Origin of the sequence: Devosia sp. Root635 (genome assembly GCF_001427605.1) — a bacterium.
Classification (GTDB): domain Bacteria; phylum Pseudomonadota; class Alphaproteobacteria; order Rhizobiales; family Devosiaceae; genus Devosia.
The window spans coordinates 1-21,279 of the sequence record NZ_LMGZ01000001.1; the positions used below are offsets into that span (position 1 = coordinate 1).

A 21,279-nucleotide genomic window follows, 5' to 3' on the forward strand; every position below is an offset into this window, starting at 1 on the left:
CTGGAAAACCGGCAAAGGTCGCCCTCATCGCATTGGCCAGAAAGATCATCGTCACTCTCAACGCCATGATGAAATCAAGAACCCCCTTCCACCCCTAAACTACAGTTGCCGGCTCAAGGCCGCGATGACATCGAGTAAGGGGTGGGATGCAGGCTACTAGCCGCCGATCTTCTCGCCGTTGCGATAGGTGTAGGTGGGGGCCTTGAAGGTCACCAGTTCTTCGGCCGCCGAGGGATGCAGGGCGATGGCGCGGTCGAAGTCCGCCTTGGTGGCACTCATGCCCATGGGGATGGCGACGAGCTGGATCATTTCGGCGGCGCTGGCGCCCAGGATGTGGCAGCCGAGGACCTTGCCGCCGTCCTTTTCGGTAATGAGCTTGAGGACCATCCGCTCGGTGCGGGTGGAGAGCGTGTGCATCATCGGGCGGAAGCGGGCGAGATAGACGTCGATATCGCCATGGGTGGCGGCTTCGGTCTCGGTGAGGCCGACGACGCCGATTTCGGGGTCGGAAAAGACCGCGGTGGGGATTTGGGAGTGATCGACGGCCAGCTTGTTGTCGTTGAATACGGTTTCGGCAAAGTACCAGCCTTCGCGGATGGCGACGGGGGTCAGCGCAGCGCGGCCGGTGACATCGCCGACAGCGTAGATCGAGGGCACGGAAGACTGCGAATATGCATCGACCGCAATGGCGCCCTTGGGGGTCAGCTTGACGCCGGCCTTGTCGAGGCCGAGGCCCTTGACATTGGGGGTGCGGCCGGTGGCGAACATGACGGCGCCATAGGGGGCGGTGACGCCGTCGCTGAACGTGGCGGCAATGTCCTTGCCGTGTTTGGCGAGCGACTTGATTGTGGTTTGGTAGATGAGCTTGATGCCGCGATCGGTCAGGCCGGCTTCGAGGCCACGGCGCATGTCCTCGTCGAAGCCGCGCAGGATGCAGTCGCCGCGATAGATGATCGTGGTATCGACGCCCAGGCCGGCGAAGATGGTAGCGAATTCCACGGCGATATAGCCGCCGCCCTCGATGAGGATGGAATGGGGCAAAGCCGGCAAGTCGAAGGCTTCGTTGGAGGTGATGGCCAGTTCGGCGCCGGGAATGGGCGGAATGTAGGGATGGGCGCCGGTGGCGACGAGAATGTATTTCGCCGTCAGGTCACGGTCCTGCCCAACCAGATGCACGCCATTGGGGCCGGTGACCAGGCCGCGATCGCGGATGATCTCGACGCCCGGTTTTTCGAGATTTGCGACATAGGCGGCTTCGAGGCGGGTGATTTCCTTGTCCTTGGCGGCGACAAGGGTCGGCCAGTCGAAGGAGGCATCGACCTGCCAGCCGAAGCTCTGGGCAATATCGAACATGTCGTGGAAGCGGGAGGCGTAGACGTAGAGCTTCTTGGGGACGCAGCCGCGAATGACGCAGGTGCCGCCAACGCGGAATTCCTCGATGATCGCGACTTTGGCACCGTAGGTGGCGGCCATGCGGGCAGCGCGGACGCCACCGGAGCCGGCACCAATAACGACGAGATCATAGCTATCGGCCATCCACGACTCCCCTGGCAATCATCGGCATATGACGATGAATATCGGGTGGCATTTCGCATAAAAAAAGGCCCCGCACAAGGCGGGGCCGGATTGCTGATATGCAGCCGATGCTAGACTTCGAAGCCCTGGGCGCGCAGCTCGGCGCGGACCTTGGCGAAGAATTCGGAGCGCGTATTGTTGGTGAAGACCTGGAGAACCGCCTGCAGGTCGGTGTTCACCTCGGAATTGGCCTGGGCCAGCTTCTGGCCGGTCGGCGTCTCGTAGAAGGCGACGATTTCCTGCAGCTCTTCGGCGGTGAAGCGCACGGCATAGACGCGCGCGAACTGGTCGAGCAGTTCACCCTTGCGGTCCTTGTACTCTTCCAGAACCTTGCCGACGGCAAGGTCGGTTTCCTCGGCAATTTCGGGATTCTGCGTCGTGAGCTGGCGCAGGGTGCCAATGCCGATCTCGACGAGGGTGACCTCGTAGACGGCGCCGCGGTCGGTCAGATCGACATATTTGCGGGCCAGCGCCAATTGCTCGGGCGGAACCTCCTGGGCCATTGCGGGAACCGCAACCACGAGCATGGCGGCGCTCAAAGCCACAGCCACCAGCGCCTTGGCGCGCGTCATAACACCGGTCATCATCGAAATACCCATCTTGTCCCGATCCATCAGTTCGTGCCGTTCGTCAGCGTTTTTACGCCATCCGGGGTCGCCACATAAGCCGTCTTGCACATTTTGAGGAACAGCCCGTGCTGCACTACCCCGGCGATGTCGAGCAAGTCGCGCGACAGCGCTTCTGGCTGCGAAATGCGGCCAAAAAAAGCATCCAGAATGAGGTGTCCACCATCGGTGACGAAGGGAGTGCCGGGCGAAGTCTCGCGCAGATGCAACCCGCCCTCGGCGCCGTGGGCAGCGATCACCTCGGCAACGGCGCGGCGCGTAGCGCCGAGGCCGAAGCGATTGACCTCCACCGGCAGCGGGAAGCGGCCGAGCGCGGACACCAGCTTGGTGTCATCGGCGATGACCACCATGGCGTCGGATGCGGCGGCGACGATCTTCTCGCGCAGCAGGGCACCGCCACCGCCCTTGATGAGGTTGAGATGGGGATCGATCTCGTCGGCGCCATCGATGGTCAGGTCGAGGCGATCGAGGGTTTCGAGATCGGACAGGGGAATGTTGAGCGACAGCGCCTGGCGGGCCGTCACCTCGGAGGTGGGAACGCAGATGCATTCGAAGCCCGCCGCGACCTCCTGGCCCAGCAAATCCACAAAATGGCGGGCGGTGGAGCCGGTGCCGAGGCCAAGCCGCATACCCGGCCGCAGATCGGCAATCGCCATTGCGGCCGCCTGACGCTTCAGCTCTTCGCTCATGGTCGCCTCTCACCGTGTTTGACGAGGGCAATTGCAGGGGTTGAGCCATCTGTCAATGCCGCTGCGCCGCAGGGATCACGGATTGGTGAACAGGAACTGTAACTTGCCGGCAACACAAATTTGCGAAGGTGGCGCGAGTGCGGCGAATCCGAGGCACCCGCCTCTTTTCGCTCATATGCAAAGCGCGTAACAACCGCAATTGTCAGGTGGGCGAGTCGAATGCCCATTCTATTCCAGAGGCCAAGTCGCAGATGTTCAATATCAAGTCAACGATAGCAATCGGGCTTTCGGTTATCTTGTCGGCTAGCAGCGTCATGCCCGCCACGGCTGCGCTGGTATACGATCGCAGCAGCGGCAATTGGGTGGAAGAATCCGTCCTGGCGCCGAGCCCGCGCGGCGGCAGCCCGATCCGCAAGGAAATCGTCAGTTACGAAACCAACCACAAGCCCGGCACCATCGTCATCGAGACCGACGAGCGGCGGCTGTATCTGGTGCTGGAAGACGGCAAGGCCATGAAATACGGCATCGGCGTGGGGCGCGACGGGTTTACCTGGTCGGGCACGCACCGGATTACCCGCAAGGCCGAGTGGCCCGGTTGGACGCCGCCGCCGCAGATGCGCAAGCGTGTGCCGGACCTGCCGGCCTATATGGAAGGCGGCCCCAACAATCCGCTGGGCGCCCGTGCGCTCTATATCGGCTCGACGCTCTATCGCGTGCATGGCACGTCCGAGCCCTGGTCCATCGGCCAGGCCGTGTCCTCGGGCTGCATCCGGCTGACCAATGACGACGTCACCGATCTTTATGAACGGGTAAAGGTCGGCGCCCTCATCGTCGTCAACCACTAGGACCGGCGCCAGTCAGGTGATGCTGGCCTGCAAATAGTGGCTATCTGCGCTTCCGGTCCTCACGTACGAGAGTACGCTCCGGTCCGGTTCTCGATAGCCGCCATTTTCGGCACAGCCTGACCTGACTGACTTGGTCCTAGCGCAAGATTGCGAAAGGCTGCCGTTTCGGCGGCCTTTTTGTTTGGCTTGGTCTTTGAAAAGCCGTGGGACAGGATGTAGGTTGGCGCCATGACTGCTGTGACCTCCTCTGCCCGGCCGCTTGTCGATACGTTCGGGCGGCATATTTCCTATCTGCGCATTTCGGTGACGGATCGATGCGACTTTCGCTGTGTCTATTGCATGGCCGAAGACATGACCTTCCTGCCCAAGAAGGACGTGCTGAGCTTCGAGGAGATCGAAGCCATTGCCGGCGCGTTCATTGGCCGGGGCGTCAATAAAATCCGGCTGACCGGCGGCGAGCCGCTGGTGCGGCGCGACATCATGGAGCTGGTGGCGGCGCTGGGCGGGCGGATCGGGCATGGGCTCGATGAGCTGACGCTGACCACCAATGGCAGCCAGTTGCGCAAGCATGCGCAGGGGCTGGCCGATGCCGGGGTGCGGCGGCTCAATGTGTCGCTCGATACACTGGATGCCGGGCGCTTCCGCGCCATTACGCGGCGCGGGCGGATCGCGGACGTGCTCGACGGCATCGACGCGGCGCAGGCGGCGGGACTGGCCATCAAGATCAATATGGTGGCGATGCGCGGCGTCAATGACGACGAAATCGAACCCATGATGGCCTGGGCGCATGGGCGCGGCATGGGGCTGACGCTGATCGAGGGCATGCCGCTGGGCGAAGTGGGCATCGACCGGGTCGACAGCTATTTGCCGCTGCGCGAACTGCATGACCGGCTGGCCCGGCGCTATACGCTGAGCAAGCTGGACAAGCGCACCGGCGGCCCGGCCCGCTATGTGCATGTGGCCGAGACCGGGGGCATATTGGGCTTCATCACGCCGATGAGCCACAATTTCTGCGAGAGCTGCAACCGCGTGCGCCTGACGGCGACGGGGCAGCTCTATCTGTGCCTGGGGCAGGACGACCAGGTGAATTTGCGCGATGCCTTGCGCAATGGCGGCATGCCGGCGCTCGACGCGGCGCTGGACCATGCCATGCTGATCAAGCCCAAGGGGCATGACTTCGTGATCGACCGCAGCCGGCCCGAGCCGGCGCTGGGGCGGCATATGAGCGTAACGGGAGGCTAGGATGGGCGAACGGACGACTTTGACGGCCAGTGATGGCTTCACACTCAACGCCTATCGCGCCGCGCCGGAAGGCACGCCACGCGGCGGCGTGGTGGTGATCCAGGAAGTGTGGGGGCTCAACAATTTCATCCGCGACGTGGTGGACCGCTATGCCCGGCACGGGTTCCTCGCGGTGGCGCCGGCCATGTTCGACCGCGTCGAGTTCGGCTACGAAAGCGACGACTACACGCCCGAGCAGTTCGTGGTCATCGGCGCGCTGATGAAGAAATTCGACCACAAGACCGCCATGCTCGACGTGGCGGCGGCGATCGAGGCCGCCAAGCCTGCCGGCAAGGTAGGTATCACCGGCTATTGCTTCGGCGGGGCGGTGAGCTGGCGGGCGGCCCATCATGGCATGGGACTGAGCGTCGCGTCGGGCTATTACGGCGGCGGCATTCCCAACTATATCGACCTGGCCCCGGCCATCCCGCTGGAAATGCACTATGGCGACAGCGACAGCGGCATTCCGCTGGAGCAGATCGAGGCGCTGAAGGCGCGGTATCCGGAGGTGGGCATATACACCTACCCGGCCGGGCACGGCTTCTGCAACAACCAGCGGCCGGGCAATTTCAACGAGGCAGCCTGTACCAAGGCCTCGGCGCGAACGCTCGATTTCTTCCGCAAGCATCTTGGATAGCCTGGATCACCACCGGGCCTATCTGGAGGCGGAATGGCTGGCGGCACGGGCGGCGCCGCTGTCGCGGCGCAAGGCGATGCTGGTGGCGGCGCTGGTGGACGCCTATGTAGACCGGATGTTCGCGGCAGACGGCGCGGACGACATCCTCGTTTATCGGGAACGCGTGGCTATGGCCTCGCCGGCGCTTGGCCTGATCATGGCGCTCTGCGCGGGGCGGGACGGAATGAGCGTGGTGACGGAGGCGGTCGCAGTGCCTCTGGCCGACTACGGGGCTCTTGGTGTCGAGGACTTCATGGTGAGCCTCTATAACGACCACACAGTGCAGAAGCTGCGGCTGGCGCTGCCGGATGGTGGGCGGCTGGATTTGATGGACGTGCTGGGCGAGGCCATTGCAGCGCTGGCCGACTTGAATAACCCAACAGGTTAGGTTATTTTATGATCACCTTGCTTCGCGCGGCCGGGATGCGGTTTGTGATCTACACCGATGATCACGAACCGGCACACCTGCATGTCTACGGTGACGGCGAGGCGCGGATCAATATCGCGCAGCTTGCGGTGATTTCCAACCGTGGCATGAGCAAACGCGATCTCACGCGGGCATTGAACATCGTCCTGGAGTACCAGGAAATGTTCCTCAACAAATGGCATGACATCCATGGATGACATCGAGTTCGAAGACAGCCAATACGATGCAGCAACCCGCCGCGGTGAGAGCGCGCGCGCTCTTTCACCTCTTCCGTCGCTCGTACGTTTCGACGCACGCACCGGCAGGCTTGTGGTGGAATTCACCAACGGGGCAGCCCTGATGGTGCCTGCACGGTCTCTGCAAGGCCTTGAGGAGGCCACCGATGCTCAACTGGCAGAGGTGGAACTGGCCGGCGAAACCGGCCTGCATTGGCCAAGCCGGGATGTCGACTTTACCATTGCCGGGCTGATGCAGGGCATTTTCGGCACAGCGCAATTCATGGCTGCCCAGCGCAAGGGTGGGCAATCCCGCTCTGCGGCCAAGGTGGCGGCGAGTCGCGCGAATGGCGCCAAGGGCGGCCGCCCCCGCAAGGCCGGCTTGTCCTAGCCTCTACTGTCGGCGCGCTCGACCAGTTCGACTATGGTGCCGTCGGGATCGCGGACGAAGGCGACGCGCTTGACCATTTCGATGAAATAGGCCGGGCGCGGCGGCTCGATGAGTTCGACGCCGGCCGCTTCGAGCTTGGCGAAGATCGCATCGATGCTCTCGAAGGCGAAAGTCAGGTGGCGCATGCCCGCTTCGTGGGGTGGCACGTCGCGCGAGCGGGCAATTTCGGCGGCGGGACAGGCAATTTCGAGCATGCCGCTGCCGGTATCGAGAAAGGCCATCTCGCCGCGCTCGTTCTGCTTGCGCAGGGCCAGGGTGAGGCCCAGCAATCCGCAATAGAAGGCGATGGTGCGGTCGAGATCACCACATGTCATGCCGACATGCTCAAAACCGAGAAGGCCGCTCATTTGTCGTCGTCGACCACGATGGCGAAATCGAGCGGCAGGGCGGTGGTATATTTGATCTGACCCATGGCGAAGGCGGAGCTGACATCGGTCAGATTGATCTTGCTGATGAGCCGCTTATAGAAGGCGTCATAGGCGCCGATATCGGGTACCACGACGCGCATCAGGTAATCGACCTCGCCGCTCATGCGGTAGAACTCGACCACTTCGGGGAATTCGTCGATGACGCCGGCGAATTTGCGCATCCAGGCGTCGTTGTGCTCATTGGTTTTGACCGAGACGAAGACGGTGACGCCGACATTGACCTTGGACGGGTCGAGCACGGCAACGCGGCGCTGGATGACCCCATCTTCTTCCATCTTCTGGATGCGGCGCCAGCATGGGGTGGTCGACAACCCCACCTTGCGGCCGATTTCGGCCACGGGCATGGTGGCATCCTTCTGCAGAAGCGTGAGAATTTTCCGGTCGATCTTGTCCAGCGCCATAACGCCCCCGCGAAATCAGATTTCCAAATCCGGGTCAATTCAACCCGAAATTGGCGAATACCTGCCACGTTCGGGCGTCATTAGCAATAATCTTGCGCGAGATGAAGTGCCGCGGTTGCGGTAAGGTTTGGTTAACCTTCGTTTTCCGACCCCGACCACCGGCCGTCATCCTCGGGCTTGACCCGAGGACACTAGACTGAACGGACACGCTGCAAGTGAAGAGCCCTCGGGTCAAGCCCGAGGGTGACGATCTGTGGGTGCGACCCCGCCTCAACCCTCAGAATCCCAATGTCGATAGCCAGCCCCAGGCGCCTTGCGGGCGAGGATGGTCGTCGCGCCAGGTGCGGGGGGCTTCGAAGTCGCCGGACCAGATGCCCAGGCGGTCGCGGCGGGCGGCGGCTTCCTCGGTCCAGTAGCGGCCCGAGGCGATGGCGAGGCCTTCGGCGACCATGGTGGTGCCGAGATCGCGGCCGCCGACGCTGCAGGTGGCGAGGAGCCGGTCATACTGGTCCGTGTCCTCGGGGCGGCAATCGGCGGGGCCGGCGGCCAGCAGGTCCGCCATGCGGTCTCGCGCCACGCGGCCGCAGGGCCAGGTCCGGCCATCGGCATCGGTGCAGCTCTGCGCCAGTTCGGGGGCATCCAGGCCGAGCAGGCGGATGCGGTCCTCGCCAAGGCGGAAGCTGTCGCCATCGCTGGCGCGGGCGCGGCCGGAAACCGGCGGTGGCGGGCGATCGAGCGCGGCGGCGACCACGGCGAGGGTGGCCAGCACAATGATGGCCAGGACCGCCCCGCCGGGGCCGCGAAAGATGGTATTGCGCCGGGTTTGTCGCAGCAGGATTTCACCGTCCGTTAACTACGCGCTCGCTAGTGTTGAGCGTAGCGTAGCGAATGCGTGTTTTGTTCGCATCATTTAGTAACGAGTAACGAGTCCCCATGGCGTCGCAGCCGGCTGTCATCGATGACGTCCGTTCACAGATGGGACGCGACGGCAAGCGCACGGCGCAGAAGACCGTGCTGGATGCGCGCCAGCGCCTGACCTCGAGCTCGGGCACGCGCGCCGACTTCGACTTCGAACTGATGCACGACTATGCGCAGTCCCGCATCAACGCGGCGCTGCCGATGGCGGCTATCGTGGTCATCCTGTCGGTCGTGTCGAGCCTGTGGGTGCCGGTGGTCTTCACCTCGCTCTGGGCCGGGCTGGTGATCCTGAGCCTGCTGATCGTCATCCTCATGGCGCGGCGCTTCAAGACCAGCGATCCATCCAAGTTCAATGCCAGCCAGTGGACTACGACTTTCGTCGCCGGCGAGCTGGTCTATGGCCTGGCCTGGTCGATGCTGGCCTTGTTCACGCTGGTCGCACAGCCCGAAACGCTGACACCGGTCATGTTCGCCATGGTGCTGGTGAGCGTGGCAGCCAATGCGGTGGCAACCCACACCCTGCCCCCGGCCACGCTGATGAGCACGCTGCCGGTGACGCTGACGGTTTCGGCCAATCTCATCGCCCTGGGCGGCACGCTCAACTATACGCTTGGTGCCGTGGCCATCTGCGGCGAAATCTTCTTCGTCTACCTGGCGCGCCAGATGCACGGAACCGAGCTCGAAACCATTTCGCACCAGGCGGAAAAGGACGCACTGATCGGCGAACTGGAAGAAGCGCGGCAGATGTCGGACGAAGCCCGGCGGCATGCCGAACAGGCCAATATCGCCAAGTCGCAATTCCTCGCCACCATGAGTCATGAGCTGCGCACGCCGCTCAACGCCATTATCGGCTTTTCCGAAGTGCTGAAATCGGAATTGCTGGGGCCGCACCAGGTGCCGCAATACAAGGAATATGCCGGCGATATCCATGGCAGCGGGCAGCATTTGCTGAACCTGATCAACGAGCTGCTGGACCTCAGCCGCATCGAGGCGGGCAAGTATGAGCTCAACGAGGAAGTGGTGTCGCTGGTCGATATCGCCGAGGATTGCCGCCGCATGATGGAGCTGCGCGCCAAATCCAAGGGTATCGAGCTGGTCTACAATGTCGGCAACAACCTGCCCAAGCTATGGGGCGACGAGCGCGCTATCCGCCAGGTGGTGCTGAACCTGCTCAGCAATGCCATCAAGTTCACGCCGCAGCATGGCAAGATCGTGCTGGTGGTGACGCGGAGCGGCGATGGCGGGCAGTTCATTTCGGTCAAGGATAACGGGCCCGGCATTCCCGAGGACGAAATCGAGACGGTGCTGTCGTCCTTCGGCCAGGGCTCGCTGGCGCAGAAGACCGCCGAACAGGGCGCAGGCCTGGGCCTGCCCATCGTGCAGAAGATCATGGAGCTGCATCAGGGACGGTTCGACCTGTTCAGCAAGCTGCGCTTCGGCACCGAGGTCATCGCCACCTTCCCGCGGGCGCGGGTGATGGATGCGCTGGCGCCGGTGGTGGAGAAGCGCAACAAGCTCGAGATTTTCTCGCAGGCCGGCTGAGGCCGCTTCATCGCTCCTCCTGACGCACGGTGAATAGCCTTACCCCTCCTTGCCGCTGACGGCGGCGCTTTCGAAGGTGGCCATATTGTTGTGGAGGTGGAGGGCGGTCTTGGCCAGTACAGCGGCCAGGGCGGCGCCGCTGCCTTCGCCGAGACGCATGCCGAGATCGAGCAGCCCTTTCTGGCCCATGGCATCCAAGGCGCGGGCATGGCCGGATTCAGCCGAGACATGGGCGAAGAGGCAATGGTCTATGGCGGCGGGATTGACGGCATGGGCGATGGCGGCGGCCGCGGTGGCGACGAAGCCATCGACGATGACTGGCACTTTCTGGTGGCGGGCGGCGATGAGGGCGCCCAGCATGGCGGCGATTTCGCGACCCCCGAGGCGGGCGAGGACAGCCAGGGGGTGATCCAGCTCGCCGGCGTGGCGCGCCAGGGCGCGGTCGACAGCGTCGGCCTTGCGGGTGAGGCCGGCATCGTCGACGCCGGTGCCGCGGCCGACCCAGTCGCTGCCGGTGCCGCCATAAAGGGCAGCATAGAGGGCAGCGGCAACCGTGGTGTTGCCGATACCCATTTCGCCGATGCAGATCAGGTCGGGCTTACCGGCAATGGCTTCCATGCCATAGGCGATCGTGGCGGCGCACATCTTGTCGTCGAGCGCCGGTTCGAGGGTGATGTCGCCGGTGGGGAGTTCCAGGGCCAGTTCGAACACGCGCAGGTTGATTTCGTGCAGCGCACAAATCTGGGAGATGGCGGCGCCGCCATTGGTGAAGTTGGCGACCATCTGGGCCGTCACCTCGCGCGGGAAGGCGGAGACGCCCTGATCGGTGACGCCGTGATTGCCGGCGAAAATGGTGACCATGGGATTGTCGAGCCGGGGCTGCGCCCTACCCTGCCAACGCGCGAGGAATTCCACAAGACCCTCCAGCGCGCCGAGCGAGCCGGCCGGCTTGGTGAGCTGTGCGTCTCGGGCGCGGACGGCCGCGACGGCGGCCTCGTCACCATCGGGCGGCAGCGTCAGGAGCTCGATGACATCGGCATAGGCGGGGCTGAGCGGGGGCATGGCGAGTCGGCCTGATTTTGGCTAGGAAGGACGCGACCTTGTTGCCGATTGCAGGACGAAAAGCAATTGAACGCCGATGAACCTTCCGTCGAACCGGCCGAACCGAGCAGCCCGCGCGCGCCTGCCGGCGGCATCGGGTTGCGTGATGATTTCATCATGGCCCTGCGCTTCTTCTCGCGGCTGCCGACGGGGGATTCACCGCACCAGACGCCCGACCTGGGGCGGATCGCCATGGCGCTGCCGCTGGCCAGCGCGGTCATCGGTATCGGGCCGGCATTGCTGCTGATCGGCGGGGCGCTGGTCGGGCTGCCGAGCTATTTCGCAGCGGCTTTGGCGGTAGGCGCCATGGCGATATCAAGCGGCGCCATGGCCGAGGATGCGCTGGCCGATGCCGCCGACGGGCTGTTCGGTGGGCATAGCGTGGAGCGGCGGCTGGAGATCATGAAGGACAGCCGGCACGGCACCTATGGGGTGGCGGCACTCTGCCTGTTCCTGCTGTTGCGGGTGACGGCGCTGGGGGCCGTGGCGGCGATCAATCCGCTGGCGGCGGGGGCGATCTGGCTGGCCGCCAGCATTGTCGGACGCTCGGGCGCGCTGTGGGTGGCGGTGGCGCTGCCGCCGGCGCGGGCCGAGGGCGCATCGGCGACGGCGGGGCGGCTGCCGATGCGGGGCTTTGCGGTGGGCGCGGTGTTTGCAGCGCTATTGTTGTTCCTGCTGGGCGGGCCAGCGACGAGCCTGACAGGACTTGGCGCGTCGCTACTGCTGGCCGTGAGCGTGATCGCCGGCTGGACGGTGCTATGCCGGCGACTGGTGGGCGGGCAGACGGGCGACCTGATCGGGGCGTTGGGGGCGCTGGTGGAGATCGCGGTGCTGGCCGGGCTGTTGCCATTCGCGTGAGGGAACCTTCGGCCGGTTGCGGCCTTGAAAATGCCGTGGGCGATGCCTTTATCGTCCGGATGGACAAGACGAAGCACATGGAGGCGCGGGCATGATCTTCATCGGCATTGCGCTAGTCATCGCGGTTGGCATTGCTCTACTCATCAGCGCCGATGCCGGCAGCATGGTGGGGCTGACGCAGGCACAGACGGCGCAACTGGTGCCGCTGCTGGTGATCCTCATCGTGTTCGCGGGCGGGCTGTTCACGCGGCGGCGCAAGGCTTCGGAACTGGTCGGCAGCGTGCTGCTGTGGGTCGGCATCTTCGGGGTCGCGGCGCTGACCTATGCCTATCGGGACGAGTTGACGGGCGTGGCGGCGCGCATTGCCGGAGAATTCCGTCCGGGTGTAGCCGTAGTCGATGCCGAGGCCGGCAGCGCCACGTTCCGGCGCGGCATGGGCGGGCATTTCGAGATCAATGCCACGGTCAACGGCCATACGACGCCGATGATCTTCGACACCGGCGCCAGCGCGGTGGTGCTGACCATTGCCGATGCCAAGGCGGCGGGCATCAATACGAAGGGGCTGGCCTTCACCATTCCGGTATCGACGGCCAATGGCACCGGGCGGGCGGCGCGGGTGCGGCTCGACCGGATCGAGGTGGGCGGTATCGTGCGCGAGGGTGTGGCGGCCTTCGTCACGGAGACCGGCGCGCTGGATACGAGCCTCTTGGGCATGACGTTCCTGGAAACGCTCAGCCGCTACAGTGTGACGCAGAATTCGCTGGAGCTGCTGGATTGAGTGCCATCGTGGCACGCCCTCGTGGTTCGAGGCTCGCAAGGGCTCGCACCTCACCATGAGGTCTACTAAGCCATCCAGTCCAGCCGGTACACCAGTAGCCCTCATGGTGAGGTGCGCTTCTTCAGCGCCTCGAACCACGAGGGCGTGGCATCTGCCTCAGCTCGCTTCGGCGAGACGGGGGCGGGTGACGGCTTCGAGGGCACGGAACATCACCGAGGAGTCGGCGCCAGGCTTGCAGGCGTCGACGCTGAGGATCTGGCGGAACTGGCGGGCACCGGGCAGACCGTTGGCGAGGCCGAGCATGTGGCGGGCGATATTGTTGATGCGCGTACCTTCGGCCGCCTCACGGTCGGCATAGTCGGCCATGGCCTGCATGATCGCTTCGAGCGTGGGAACAGCGGTGGTGGCGCCGAAGAAGCGGCGGTCGACTTCGGCCAGCAGCATGGGGCTGTGATAGGCGGCGCGGCCGAGCATGACGCCATCCATATGCGCCATTTCGGCTTCGGCGGCTTCGAGGGTTTCGAGGCCGCCATTGATCATCACCGGCAGCGGCGCGAGGCGGGCGCGCAGGCGATGCACGCGCTCATAATCGAGCGGCGGAATGGTGCGGTTTTCCTTGGGGGAAAGGCCCTTGAGCCAGGCCTTGCGGGCATGGACATAGAGCGCATCGACGCCGGATGCGACCATGGCGTCGGCAAAACGATCGAGGCTTTCTTCGGTATCCTGATCGTCGATGCCGATGCGGCATTTGACGGTGACCGGGCGCGTGGTGACCTCGCGCATGGCGCGCACGCAATCGGCCACGAGCTCAGGCTCGGCCATGAGGCAGGCGCCGAAGCGGCCTGACTGTACGCGGTCGGAGGGGCAGCCGACATTGAGGTTGATCTCGGCATAGTCGTAGTCTTCGGCCAGACTGATAGCCTGGGCCAGCTCGGCCGGATCGGAGCCGCCCAGTTGCAGAGCAACGGGCGCTTCCTCTTCATTGAGGCGCAGGTGGCGGTGGGCATCGCCATGCACGATGGCCGCGGCCGTAATCATCTCGGTGAACAGCAGGGCTTCGCGCGTGAGCAGCCGATGCAGATAGCGGCAATGTCGATCCGTCCAGTCGATCATAGGCGCCACCGAAAAGCGGCGGGCGCGATTCAGGGCGGCTGTTTGTGCGGTATCGATGCCTGGCACGGTTTGGGGTGCGCTCCATTTTATGGCCGAGCGGGTCGGATGCGGCGCACCTATACTATACGAGCGGGGCGGCACCAAGTTCGGCGGCGATGACATTGCCGAGAAGGCCGATGCCGGGGATTTCGACCTCTACCCGGTCGCCCGGCTTGAGCCATCGTGGCGGCTTTTGCGCAAAGCCGACGCCCTCGGGCGTGCCGGTGGCAATGACATCGCCGGGGGCGAGCGCGACGAAGCCCGAAATGTAGGCCAGCAGCGCCGCGCAATCAAAGATCATGTCGCGGGTAAAGCCATGCTGGACAAGCTCGCCATTGACCCGCGTCAGCACCTGCAGAGCCTGTGGATCGGGCACCTCGTCGGCCGTTACCATGACCGGACCAAAGGCGCCGGTGGCCGCAAAGTTCTTTCCGGCCAGCAGGGAGTGGCCGAACTGGTAGTCGCGCACCGAGCCGTCGTTGAAGCAGGTATAGCCGGCGATGTGCCCAAGGGCTTCCGACGCGGGAATATGGCGGCCGGCTTTGCCGATGATGATGGCGAGTTCGCCTTCATAGTCGAAATCCGACGAGAGACGCGGCAGGATCATGGGTTGGTGGTGGCCAACCAGGGTTTCGGTGAAGCGGGCGAAGAGATTGGGGAAGCTGGCCGGCTTATCGCCGCTTTCGGCCGCGTGGGCGGCATAGTTCTTGCCGACGCAGATGACCTTGCCCGGATTCGGGATGACCGGAAGGTAGGTGAGGCCATCGAAGGGAAGCATCTCGCCGCCTTCGGCTACGGCGACCTGGTTCAGCGCATCGCCCTCCAAGGCGTGGCGCAGAGAGGGGAAGCGCTGCTGCCACGCGCCGGACACCAGTTGCAGGCCGTCGGGGCGCATGATGCCATAGCGTGGGCCATGGGCCGTTGAAACGCTGGCGAACTTCATTGGGAGGCCTCCGCCAGAGCCTGCAGCCAGATGGCGACCGCCACGGCGCCACCATCGGGCGTGCCAATGGCGCGCTCGCCGAGATAGCTGGCGCGACCGAGCGCGGGGTGCATGGCACTGGTGGCTTCGGCGCCGGTTTCGGCCGCAGCCGCCATGCCGGCCAGATCGGCCCCTGCCCGCCCGGCCGCGAGGGCGGGCAGCAGCGCATCGACCATGGTGCGGTCGCCTGCCCTTGCCCCGCCCAGCTCGGTGATGGCGGCAATGGCGGCCTCAAGGGCGCCGAGCCAGTCGGACGCAAGCGGTTCCGGCAAATCGCGCAACCGGGCCGAGGCCCGCAACAATGCGGTGGCGTAGAAGGGGCCGGAACTGCCAGCGATGGCCCGGCGGAGCGCATTGCCCAGATCAGCCAGCAGGCGGCTCGGATTGGCAAAGCTGTCGTTCGGCAGGGCACGGATAGCGGCAGCGCCGCGGGCCATGCTGGCGCCGAGATCGCCGTCGCCTGCCCTGGCATCGAGATCGGTCAGGCGGTCTTCGGCCGCTTCCAGCGCCTGGGCGATGGCCAGAGCCAGCGTTCGCAGCGTCTGTGTCAGCGGACCGGGAATGCCGGGCAGTACGGCAAGAGGCGGCGCAGCAGCCACCACGGCACGCCGGGCGGCTATGCGGCCGCTGCCCGGCCAGACGGGTATGTCGGCAGCGGCGTCGAACAGCGCGTCGCGCTGCGCGTCGAGCGGCAGCAGCGTCAGCGAACAGCCGGGCATTTCGATCGCGGTCATGAAATTGCCCGACCAGGCCCGTTCGACGACCAGGCCCCGGCGGCGCAAATCCGCCAGCGCGGCGCGCGCGACAATGGCCAGCTCCATCGGGGCAGTGCCGCCAAGACCGTTGACCAGCAGGGCAACGCGGGCACCGGACACCAACGCCAGGTCCGAGACGATGGTATCGAGCAGCGCTTCGACTATGGCGTCGGCGCTGCGGATGGTGGTGCGCTCGACACCCTTTTCACCATGGATGCCGAGGCCGAATTCGATCTCGCTTTCACCCAGCTCGAAGCCGGGGACGCCGGCGGCCGGGACGATGCAGGCACCCAGTCCCACCCCCATCGAACCCAGATCGGCGGCGGCGCGGCGGGCGATGTCGGCCACTTCGGCCAGCGAACGACCGGCCTCGGCGGCGGCGCCGGCCAGCTTGTGGACCAGCACGGCGCCGGCAATGCCGCGGCGGCGCTCGCGCTTGACCAGTGCGCGCAATGAGACGTCATCGGCGACGACGACGATTTCGACCGGGATGCCCTGCTGCCGTGCCAGTTCGGCGGCCAGCCCGAAATTGAGCCGGTCACCGGTATAGTTCTTGACCACCAGCAGGGCGCCGGCCGGGCCGGACACGGCCAGGATGGCCGCGAGCACAGCGTCGGTCGAGGGCGAGGTGAACACATCGCCGGCAATGGCCGCGGTCAGCATGCCCATGCCGACATAGCCGGCATGGGCCGGTTCATGGCCACTGCCGCCGCCCGACAGGATTGCCACCTTGCGCTGGGCCGGTGGCGGCAGCTCGCGGCGGATGACGACGTTCTCGGCCTCCAGCAGCGCCAGGCCGGGCGCGAGATCGACAGTTCCTTCGAGCAGTTCCCGCACCAGGTGATGGGGATCGTTGATGAGCTTCTTCATGCCAATTCCTCTGCCGCGCGGCGCAGTATGTCGCGCACGATATCGGCGTCGATGGTCCCATTCTCGCCCAGCGGGAACTGTCCGGCCATCTCGATGTGATCGACCACCGCAACCGGATCGAGGCCGGCGGTGCGTGTGGGGCAACCCATGCGGGCGAAGAATGCCTCGGTGGCGGCGATGCCGGCCTCGGCGGCCAGCCGGTCGTCGGCGATATCGAGCTTCCAGACCCGCCTTGCGTAGCGCGCCAGGATCGACAGCTTGGCGTCGAGCTGGCTGCGCAGCACGCTGGCCATGACCATGGTCAGGGTCCGGGCATGATCGGTGCCCTGCAGGGCGGTGATGGCATGACCGATCATATGGGTGGACCAGTCCTGCGGCACGCCGGCGCCGATCAGGCCGTTCAGCGCCTGATTGGCCACCCACATGACATTTTCGCGGGCCTCGTCACTGTTGTCGTCGATCAGCCTGGGGCCCCATTCGATCAGGACGTCGAGCAGCGTCTCGCTGAAGCCGGACTGCACCGGCGCATTGACCGGATAGGTCAGATATTGCTCGAGTATGTGGGTGAAGGCATCGACGACGCCGTTTTCCAGCTGGCGGCGGCTGAGGCTCTTCATGGTCGTGGGATCGAGAATGGCAAAGCGCGGCCGGGCGGCCTGATTGGCAAAGGGCAGCTTCAGATGCCGGCCGGCATGGGAGATGACCGAAACGGCGTTGCTCTCCGAGCCGGTGGCCGGCAGCGTCAGTATGGCGCCCACCGGCAGGACATTGGTGGGGGCCGGCCCGGTGCGCAGGGCATCCCAGGCATCGCCGGTGGTGATGGGGACGATGGCGGCGAGAAACTTGGCCGCATCGATGACCGAGCCACCGCCGACGCCGAGAATGAAATTGCTGCGCGAAGCGCGCGCCAGCTCGGCGGCCGTGGCAATAGTCTCGTAGACCGGGTTGGTTTCGACGCCGCCGAATTCGACCCAGGCATGGCCGGCAAGGCCCGCCACGACCGCATCATAGACGCCGTTGGCCTTGATGCTGCCGCCGCCATAGAGCAGCAGCACGCGCGCATCGGCGGGCAACAGCTCTGGGAGAGCCGCGATCTGCCCCGGCCCGAACAGGATTTCGGTGGGGTTGGAAAGCCGGAAACTGACCATCGTCTTCTCCCTTGCGTCAGGCGGTGAACGGTATGCCGACAGTCTTGCCGGTGGCGACGAGTTTTTCATGCAGCCCGGCGGCGACCGGGATACCATCGCGGGAGCGCTGGTCGAACACGGCCTGCGCACGCTGTCCGGGATAGCGCGCATCGGGGCCGGAGGCGGCATAGTGGTCGAGCCATTGCGCCAGGTCGTCGGCAAAGCCGCCATGGCCGGCGGACGGATCGACCACCATGAGGAAGGCGCCGAAGATATTGCCGCTGGCAGCAGGACGGGTGCCACTGAGACTGCCCGCCAGGGCCTCTACCAGCATGGCCAGGCCGATGCCCTTGGCTCCCCCCGAGGGCAGGAGAATTCCGCTCATGGCGGCACTGGCGTCGTTGGTCGGGCGTCCTTGTTGGTCCATGGCCCAGCCATCGGGAATGGGCTCGTTCCTCGCCGAGGCGCCGATCAGCTTGCCATAGGCGGCTTCGCTGGTGGCCACGTCGAAGATGACAGGCGGGCGACCGGGCGCCGGTATGCCGAAGGCAATCGGGTTGTTGCCGATGGCGCGCGCGGTGGAGCCCGGTAGGCCCATCAGCGCCGGGCCGTTCTGCAGCAGCAGCGCGATCATGCCGGCATCGGTGGCGCGGCGGGCGAAATAGCCCAAAGCGCCCAGATGACCCACCTGCCCGATAGTGGCGGTGACGGAGCCGAAGGTGCCGGCCATGACGACGGCTTGATCCAGTATGGAGGTGACCACCACCTGCCCGAGACCTCGATCCGCATCCACCTTGAGCAAAGCGCCATGCGGGGTGATGGCGACCTGGGGGCGTGGATTGGTCACGCCCTTTTCGAGCAGGTCCACATAATTGGGCAGCAGCGCGATGCCATGGGTATCGACGCCGCGCAGGCTGGTATCGACCAGGGCGTCGACGACCAGCGCGGCTTCCTCCGGCGGCAGGCCGCGGGCGACCAGCACGCCCAGGGCCCAGTCCCGCAATGCCTGCGGCGCGATGGCCAGGTCCGCACTCATTGCAGCGGCGAGATGGCGGTGGGCAGGTAGCATTCCGACTTCATCTCGGTCATCAGCCATTCCGGCGCACCCTTGGCCGGCCAGACGCCGAGGTCCAGTGCCTTGGCGCGCTTGGCCAGGCGGTCCTCGAAGCTCTTGTAGGCCCAGATATGGGTGAAGCGCGGTGGGCCATCGAGCGCATACATCACCGTCACCAGTGGCGAGACCTTGACCCGATCGGGGATGGCCCTGCCCCAGGCTTCCAGCGTCGGCGTCAGCCCGCCGATCTTGAGATTATAGGTGCGGAATTCATAGACCGGGCCGAAGTCGGCGGGCTCGATCGGCGGCAGGTCGGGGAATTGGGCGTAGCTTTCCATGGAGATGGCCACCAGTTCGTCCCCGCCGAACGGCCTGGCCAGCCGCAGCACCCGCTCGCGCTCGGCGTGGAGCGCATCCTGGCTCTCGAAGCCGCGCAGCACCAGGATGCGGTTTTGCGGGCTGAATTCGGAAAGCCAGGAGCCGAGCAAAGTGCCGCCGCAGCCAGGTTCGGCCAGGGCGTTGGTGACGCCCGACAGTAGCCGCGCCAGCTTTTCGCCGCGCTGATAGCCAACCGGCGTCGTCAGGGTGGTCAGTTCATAAAATTGCATGTCACTTCTCCCCAGGGGCGACGCTTGGTGGCGCCTCGACCTTCACGAATTTCTGCAGGCAGCGGAGGCCTTCGGGTATCGGCTCATTCGGAAACAGCGATGGCCAGCCGGTGTAGGACACTTCACCGACATAGATGTCGCCGCGGCTGTCGGCGGCGATGCCATGGGGCGAGATGAACTGGCCCGGCCCGGTGCCGGCCGAAGGCACGGTGCCGATGCGGGCCAGCAGCGTGCCTTCATGGGACAGGATGCTGACGCGCGGGCCGACATTGGGCCAGCCGAAATTGGCGCGCAGATAGGGGCCGATCTCGCCGATAAAGCAGATCGGGCACTTGCCCCGGGTCATGTAGAGGCCGCTGGGGCGGTGCAGGTTGTTCCATTGCGCCACGTATTTGCCGTTGCCGTCGAACACCTGGATGCGGTGGTTCTCGCGGTCGGCGACATAAACATAGCCGTCGTCGTCGCAGACCAGGTTGTGCGGCAGGTTGAACTGGCCCGGATCGGTGCCCGGCTCACCCCAGGAGAGGATATGGCGCCCATCGGGAGCATATTTATGCACGCGCGCATTGCCATAGCCGTCCGAGACGTAGAAATCGCCATTGGGCGCATGGGCGGTGTGGGTGCAGCGGTTGAAGGGCTGTCCGCTCTGGTAAGTCGAGGGCTTGCCGGGATAGCCCAGCGTCATCAGCACTTTGCCGTCCAGCGTCAGTTGCCGCATGGTGTGGTCGCCATCGTCGGTACAGAAGATGGTGTCGTCCGGCCCCATGCTGATGCCATGGGGGCGGTTGAAGATGTCCTCGCCCCAGGAGCGCCGGAAATTGCCGTCGCGGTCGAACACGATCATCGGATGTTCGCCGCGATGGAAGACATAGACATTGTCCTTGCCATCGACGCCGACTGCGGCGACGTCGCCGAGCGTCCAGCCATCGGGCAGACGCCCCCAGCCTTCATCCAGGCGATATTGATGTGCGCCGCTGCCGAAAATCGTGGTGGTCATAGGGCAAATCTCGGTTCGGGAAGGCCACGCACGCCAGGCGTGACGGAGAGCAGCGCGCCGGCCAGTGGTTCGGCGGCCAATGTTTCGGGCGAGAGGCGCTGTCGCGCGGTGGTGATGAAAAGCGTGGCGTAATCCGGGCCGCCAAAGGCGACGCAGGTGGGTTGCGTCACCGGCATCGGAATGGTTTCGATCAGCACACCCTCGGGTGAAAAGCGATTGACGGCGGCGGCGCCATACTGGGCGCTCCACACGCAGCCCTCGGCGTCGACGGTGGCGCCATCGGGGATGCCCACATTGCCGGTATCGACGAAGACGCGGCGATTGGAGAGGTCGCCGGTGCGCGTATCGAAGTCGAAGGCCCAGATGATGGTTTCGCGGCCATCGGCGAAGTACATCACGGTGCCATCGGGCGACCAGCAGAGGCTGTTGGGGACGACCACGAGATCGAGCATGCGCGTCGTGCCGCGCTCGTCGATGCGATAGAGGTGGCCGACCGGCTGGCGGGTCACGTCGTTCATGGTTCCGGCCCAGAAGCGCCCCTGGCGGTCGCAATGACCATCGTTGAAGCGCATGTTGGGCTGGTCCGGATGTGGCTCGGAGATCATCGCGAAGGCGCCGGTGGCGAAGTCGAAGGTTGCAATGCCCTGACGCAGGCCGACAACTGCCCCGCCCTTCCGGCGCAGCGACAGGCAGCCGATGAGATCGGGGGCAGCCCAGCTTTGCAGCGCACCGGTGCGATGATCGCGGCGGCGCACGAGCTTGCCGCGCACATCGATCCAATACAGCGCCTGCTCCTCCTCGGCCCAGTTCGGGCATTCGCCAAGGATATCGTCCGACCCCGTGAGAACAGCAATCGGAAGACCGGCGTGCGATATCGCTCGCTGCTCCATCAGCTCCCTCCCTGCTAATATTATCAACTTTGC

Annotated in this window: 24 protein-coding genes; 9 read left to right on the plus strand and 15 right to left on the minus strand. The window is 65.1% G+C overall.

Features of this window, described 5'->3' with window-relative positions:
- Nucleotides 1-156 precede the first annotated feature (156 nt).
- The 3 genes from gor to rpiA form a co-directional block, all read right to left on the minus strand.
- The gene (gor, locus tag ASD80_RS00005; protein ID WP_056227131.1) at nt 157-1,536 is read right to left on the minus strand and encodes a glutathione-disulfide reductase; all 1,380 of its coding nucleotides are present in this window, start codon (nt 1,534-1,536) and stop codon (nt 157-159) included.
- A gap of 110 nt (nt 1,537-1,646) precedes the next feature.
- Nucleotides 1,647-2,162: a DUF2059 domain-containing protein gene (locus tag ASD80_RS00010; protein ID WP_162247288.1), complete on the minus strand. Its 516-nt coding sequence runs from the start codon at nt 2,160-2,162 to the stop codon at nt 1,647-1,649.
- 26 nt (nt 2,163-2,188) lie between these two features.
- Nucleotides 2,189-2,890, minus strand: a complete 702-nt coding sequence (gene rpiA / locus ASD80_RS00015; protein WP_056227137.1) for a ribose-5-phosphate isomerase RpiA — start codon at nt 2,888-2,890, stop codon at nt 2,189-2,191.
- Between the two features lie 314 nt (nt 2,891-3,204).
- Between rpiA and ASD80_RS00020 the strand changes: the two genes are divergently transcribed.
- From ASD80_RS00020 to ASD80_RS00045, 6 genes are all read left to right on the plus strand, one after another.
- Nucleotides 3,205-3,735, plus strand: coding sequence for a L,D-transpeptidase (locus ASD80_RS00020; RefSeq protein WP_200950184.1), 531 nt, complete (start codon nt 3,205-3,207; stop codon nt 3,733-3,735).
- A 228-nt stretch (nt 3,736-3,963) separates the two neighbouring features.
- Entirely contained in the window at nt 3,964-4,977 is a 1,014-nt protein-coding gene (moaA, locus tag ASD80_RS00025) for a GTP 3',8-cyclase MoaA (protein ID WP_056227140.1), read from the plus strand.
- A 1-nt stretch (nt 4,978) separates the two neighbouring features.
- A complete protein-coding gene (locus tag ASD80_RS00030; RefSeq protein ID WP_056227143.1) occupies nt 4,979-5,653 on the plus strand; it encodes a dienelactone hydrolase family protein in 675 nt (224 codons plus the stop codon).
- On the plus strand, nt 5,646-6,080 hold the full coding sequence (locus tag ASD80_RS00035; RefSeq protein WP_056227146.1) for a hypothetical protein: 435 nt from the start codon (nt 5,646-5,648) through the stop codon (nt 6,078-6,080). The genes ASD80_RS00030 and ASD80_RS00035 overlap by 8 nt, the downstream gene beginning before the upstream one ends.
- Nucleotides 6,081-6,088: 8 nt before the next feature.
- The gene (locus ASD80_RS00040) at nt 6,089-6,316 is read left to right on the plus strand and encodes a DUF4160 domain-containing protein (RefSeq protein WP_056227149.1); all 228 of its coding nucleotides are present in this window, start codon (nt 6,089-6,091) and stop codon (nt 6,314-6,316) included.
- Nucleotides 6,309-6,725: a DUF2442 domain-containing protein gene (locus ASD80_RS00045; protein ID WP_056227151.1), complete on the plus strand. Its 417-nt coding sequence runs from the start codon at nt 6,309-6,311 to the stop codon at nt 6,723-6,725. The genes ASD80_RS00040 and ASD80_RS00045 overlap by 8 nt, the downstream gene beginning before the upstream one ends.
- On the opposite strand, the gene ASD80_RS00050 is transcribed toward ASD80_RS00045, so the two are convergent.
- The 3 genes from ASD80_RS00050 to ASD80_RS00060 all read right to left on the minus strand — a co-directional run bounded on the left by ASD80_RS00050 (nt 6,722) and on the right by ASD80_RS00060 (nt 8,383).
- Nucleotides 6,722-7,132: a VOC family protein gene (locus tag ASD80_RS00050; protein ID WP_056227155.1), complete on the minus strand. Its 411-nt coding sequence runs from the start codon at nt 7,130-7,132 to the stop codon at nt 6,722-6,724. The two genes, ASD80_RS00045 and ASD80_RS00050, sit on opposite strands and share 4 nt — an antisense overlap.
- On the minus strand, nt 7,129-7,608 hold the full coding sequence (locus ASD80_RS00055; RefSeq protein ID WP_056228174.1) for an Lrp/AsnC family transcriptional regulator: 480 nt from the start codon (nt 7,606-7,608) through the stop codon (nt 7,129-7,131). Before ASD80_RS00055 ends, ASD80_RS00050 begins: the two co-directional genes overlap by 4 nt.
- A gap of 283 nt (nt 7,609-7,891) precedes the next feature.
- The gene (locus tag ASD80_RS00060) at nt 7,892-8,383 is read right to left on the minus strand and encodes a thermonuclease family protein (protein WP_056227157.1); all 492 of its coding nucleotides are present in this window, start codon (nt 8,381-8,383) and stop codon (nt 7,892-7,894) included.
- Nucleotides 8,384-8,547: 164 nt separating this feature from the next.
- Between ASD80_RS00060 and ASD80_RS00065 the strand changes: the two genes are divergently transcribed.
- Nucleotides 8,548-10,074 (plus strand): sensor histidine kinase, encoded by a 1,527-nt coding sequence (locus ASD80_RS00065; RefSeq protein ID WP_056227160.1) that lies wholly within the window; start codon nt 8,548-8,550, stop codon nt 10,072-10,074.
- A gap of 39 nt (nt 10,075-10,113) precedes the next feature.
- Here the strand turns inward: ASD80_RS00065 and cobT are convergent, their stop codons facing one another.
- On the minus strand, nt 10,114-11,136 hold the full coding sequence (cobT, locus tag ASD80_RS00070; protein WP_056227164.1) for a nicotinate-nucleotide--dimethylbenzimidazole phosphoribosyltransferase: 1,023 nt from the start codon (nt 11,134-11,136) through the stop codon (nt 10,114-10,116).
- Nucleotides 11,137-11,202: 66 nt separating this feature from the next.
- Between cobT and ASD80_RS00075 the strand changes: the two genes are divergently transcribed.
- Complete coding sequence (locus ASD80_RS00075) at nt 11,203-12,033, plus strand: adenosylcobinamide-GDP ribazoletransferase (RefSeq protein WP_156460244.1); 831 nt, start codon at nt 11,203-11,205, stop codon at nt 12,031-12,033.
- A 91-nt stretch (nt 12,034-12,124) separates the two neighbouring features.
- Complete coding sequence (locus ASD80_RS00080) at nt 12,125-12,811, plus strand: TIGR02281 family clan AA aspartic protease (RefSeq protein ID WP_056227167.1); 687 nt, start codon at nt 12,125-12,127, stop codon at nt 12,809-12,811.
- 156 nt (nt 12,812-12,967) lie between these two features.
- Here ASD80_RS00080 and dusA read toward each other — a convergent pair whose 3' ends face one another.
- The 8 genes from dusA to ASD80_RS00120 form a co-directional block, all read right to left on the minus strand.
- Nucleotides 12,968-13,981, minus strand: a complete 1,014-nt coding sequence (gene dusA / locus ASD80_RS00085) for a tRNA dihydrouridine(20/20a) synthase DusA (protein ID WP_274532309.1) — start codon at nt 13,979-13,981, stop codon at nt 12,968-12,970.
- Nucleotides 13,982-14,045: 64 nt separating this feature from the next.
- Nucleotides 14,046-14,906, minus strand: a complete 861-nt coding sequence (locus tag ASD80_RS00090; protein ID WP_056227171.1) for a fumarylacetoacetate hydrolase family protein — start codon at nt 14,904-14,906, stop codon at nt 14,046-14,048.
- The gene (locus ASD80_RS00095; RefSeq protein WP_056227174.1) at nt 14,903-16,570 is read right to left on the minus strand and encodes a dihydroxyacetone kinase family protein; all 1,668 of its coding nucleotides are present in this window, start codon (nt 16,568-16,570) and stop codon (nt 14,903-14,905) included. Before ASD80_RS00095 ends, ASD80_RS00090 begins: the two co-directional genes overlap by 4 nt.
- Nucleotides 16,567-17,718, minus strand: coding sequence for an iron-containing alcohol dehydrogenase (locus tag ASD80_RS00100; protein WP_056227177.1), 1,152 nt, complete (start codon nt 17,716-17,718; stop codon nt 16,567-16,569). Before ASD80_RS00100 ends, ASD80_RS00095 begins: the two co-directional genes overlap by 4 nt.
- A 16-nt stretch (nt 17,719-17,734) precedes the next feature.
- Nucleotides 17,735-18,733: an Ldh family oxidoreductase gene (locus tag ASD80_RS00105; protein ID WP_056227180.1), complete on the minus strand. Its 999-nt coding sequence runs from the start codon at nt 18,731-18,733 to the stop codon at nt 17,735-17,737.
- A complete protein-coding gene (locus ASD80_RS00110; protein WP_056227183.1) occupies nt 18,730-19,359 on the minus strand; it encodes an NIPSNAP family protein in 630 nt (209 codons plus the stop codon). Before ASD80_RS00110 ends, ASD80_RS00105 begins: the two co-directional genes overlap by 4 nt.
- A gap of 1 nt (nt 19,360) precedes the next feature.
- Nucleotides 19,361-20,356 carry a peptidyl-alpha-hydroxyglycine alpha-amidating lyase family protein gene (locus ASD80_RS00115; protein ID WP_056227185.1) on the minus strand — a complete coding sequence of 332 codons (996 nt, stop codon included), beginning with the start codon at nt 20,354-20,356 and terminating at the stop codon, nt 19,361-19,363.
- Nucleotides 20,353-21,246, minus strand: a complete 894-nt coding sequence (locus tag ASD80_RS00120; RefSeq protein ID WP_056227189.1) for an SMP-30/gluconolactonase/LRE family protein — start codon at nt 21,244-21,246, stop codon at nt 20,353-20,355. The genes ASD80_RS00115 and ASD80_RS00120 overlap by 4 nt, the downstream gene beginning before the upstream one ends.
- Nucleotides 21,247-21,279: the final 33 nt, after the last annotated feature.

What these genes read in the sequence shown, in the direction of transcription:
- gor (WP_056227131.1), bottom strand. Translation starts at nt 1,536, where the DNA reads ATGGCCGATAGCTATGATCTCGTCGTTATTGGTGCCGGCTCCGGTGGC.
- ASD80_RS00010 (WP_162247288.1), bottom strand. Translation starts at nt 2,162, where the DNA reads ATGATGACCGGTGTTATGACGCGCGCCAAGGCGCTGGTGGCTGTGGCT.
- rpiA (WP_056227137.1), bottom strand. Translation starts at nt 2,890, where the DNA reads ATGAGCGAAGAGCTGAAGCGTCAGGCGGCCGCAATGGCGATTGCCGAT.
- ASD80_RS00020 (WP_200950184.1), top strand. Translation starts at nt 3,205, where the DNA reads ATGCCCGCCACGGCTGCGCTGGTATACGATCGCAGCAGCGGCAATTGG.
- moaA (WP_056227140.1), top strand. Translation starts at nt 3,964, where the DNA reads ATGACTGCTGTGACCTCCTCTGCCCGGCCGCTTGTCGATACGTTCGGG.
- ASD80_RS00030 (WP_056227143.1), top strand. Translation starts at nt 4,979, where the DNA reads ATGGGCGAACGGACGACTTTGACGGCCAGTGATGGCTTCACACTCAAC.
- ASD80_RS00040 (WP_056227149.1), top strand. Translation starts at nt 6,089, where the DNA reads ATGATCACCTTGCTTCGCGCGGCCGGGATGCGGTTTGTGATCTACACC.
- ASD80_RS00045 (WP_056227151.1), top strand. Translation starts at nt 6,309, where the DNA reads ATGGATGACATCGAGTTCGAAGACAGCCAATACGATGCAGCAACCCGC.
- ASD80_RS00050 (WP_056227155.1), bottom strand. Translation starts at nt 7,132, where the DNA reads ATGAGCGGCCTTCTCGGTTTTGAGCATGTCGGCATGACATGTGGTGAT.
- ASD80_RS00065 (WP_056227160.1), top strand. Translation starts at nt 8,548, where the DNA reads ATGGCGTCGCAGCCGGCTGTCATCGATGACGTCCGTTCACAGATGGGA.
- cobT (WP_056227164.1), bottom strand. Translation starts at nt 11,136, where the DNA reads ATGCCCCCGCTCAGCCCCGCCTATGCCGATGTCATCGAGCTCCTGACG.
- ASD80_RS00080 (WP_056227167.1), top strand. Translation starts at nt 12,125, where the DNA reads ATGATCTTCATCGGCATTGCGCTAGTCATCGCGGTTGGCATTGCTCTA.
- ASD80_RS00090 (WP_056227171.1), bottom strand. Translation starts at nt 14,906, where the DNA reads ATGAAGTTCGCCAGCGTTTCAACGGCCCATGGCCCACGCTATGGCATC.
- ASD80_RS00095 (WP_056227174.1), bottom strand. Translation starts at nt 16,570, where the DNA reads ATGAAGAAGCTCATCAACGATCCCCATCACCTGGTGCGGGAACTGCTC.
- ASD80_RS00100 (WP_056227177.1), bottom strand. Translation starts at nt 17,718, where the DNA reads ATGGTCAGTTTCCGGCTTTCCAACCCCACCGAAATCCTGTTCGGGCCG.
- ASD80_RS00105 (WP_056227180.1), bottom strand. Translation starts at nt 18,733, where the DNA reads ATGAGTGCGGACCTGGCCATCGCGCCGCAGGCATTGCGGGACTGGGCC.
- ASD80_RS00110 (WP_056227183.1), bottom strand. Translation starts at nt 19,359, where the DNA reads ATGCAATTTTATGAACTGACCACCCTGACGACGCCGGTTGGCTATCAG.
- ASD80_RS00115 (WP_056227185.1), bottom strand. Translation starts at nt 20,356, where the DNA reads ATGACCACCACGATTTTCGGCAGCGGCGCACATCAATATCGCCTGGAT.
- ASD80_RS00120 (WP_056227189.1), bottom strand. Translation starts at nt 21,246, where the DNA reads ATGGAGCAGCGAGCGATATCGCACGCCGGTCTTCCGATTGCTGTTCTC.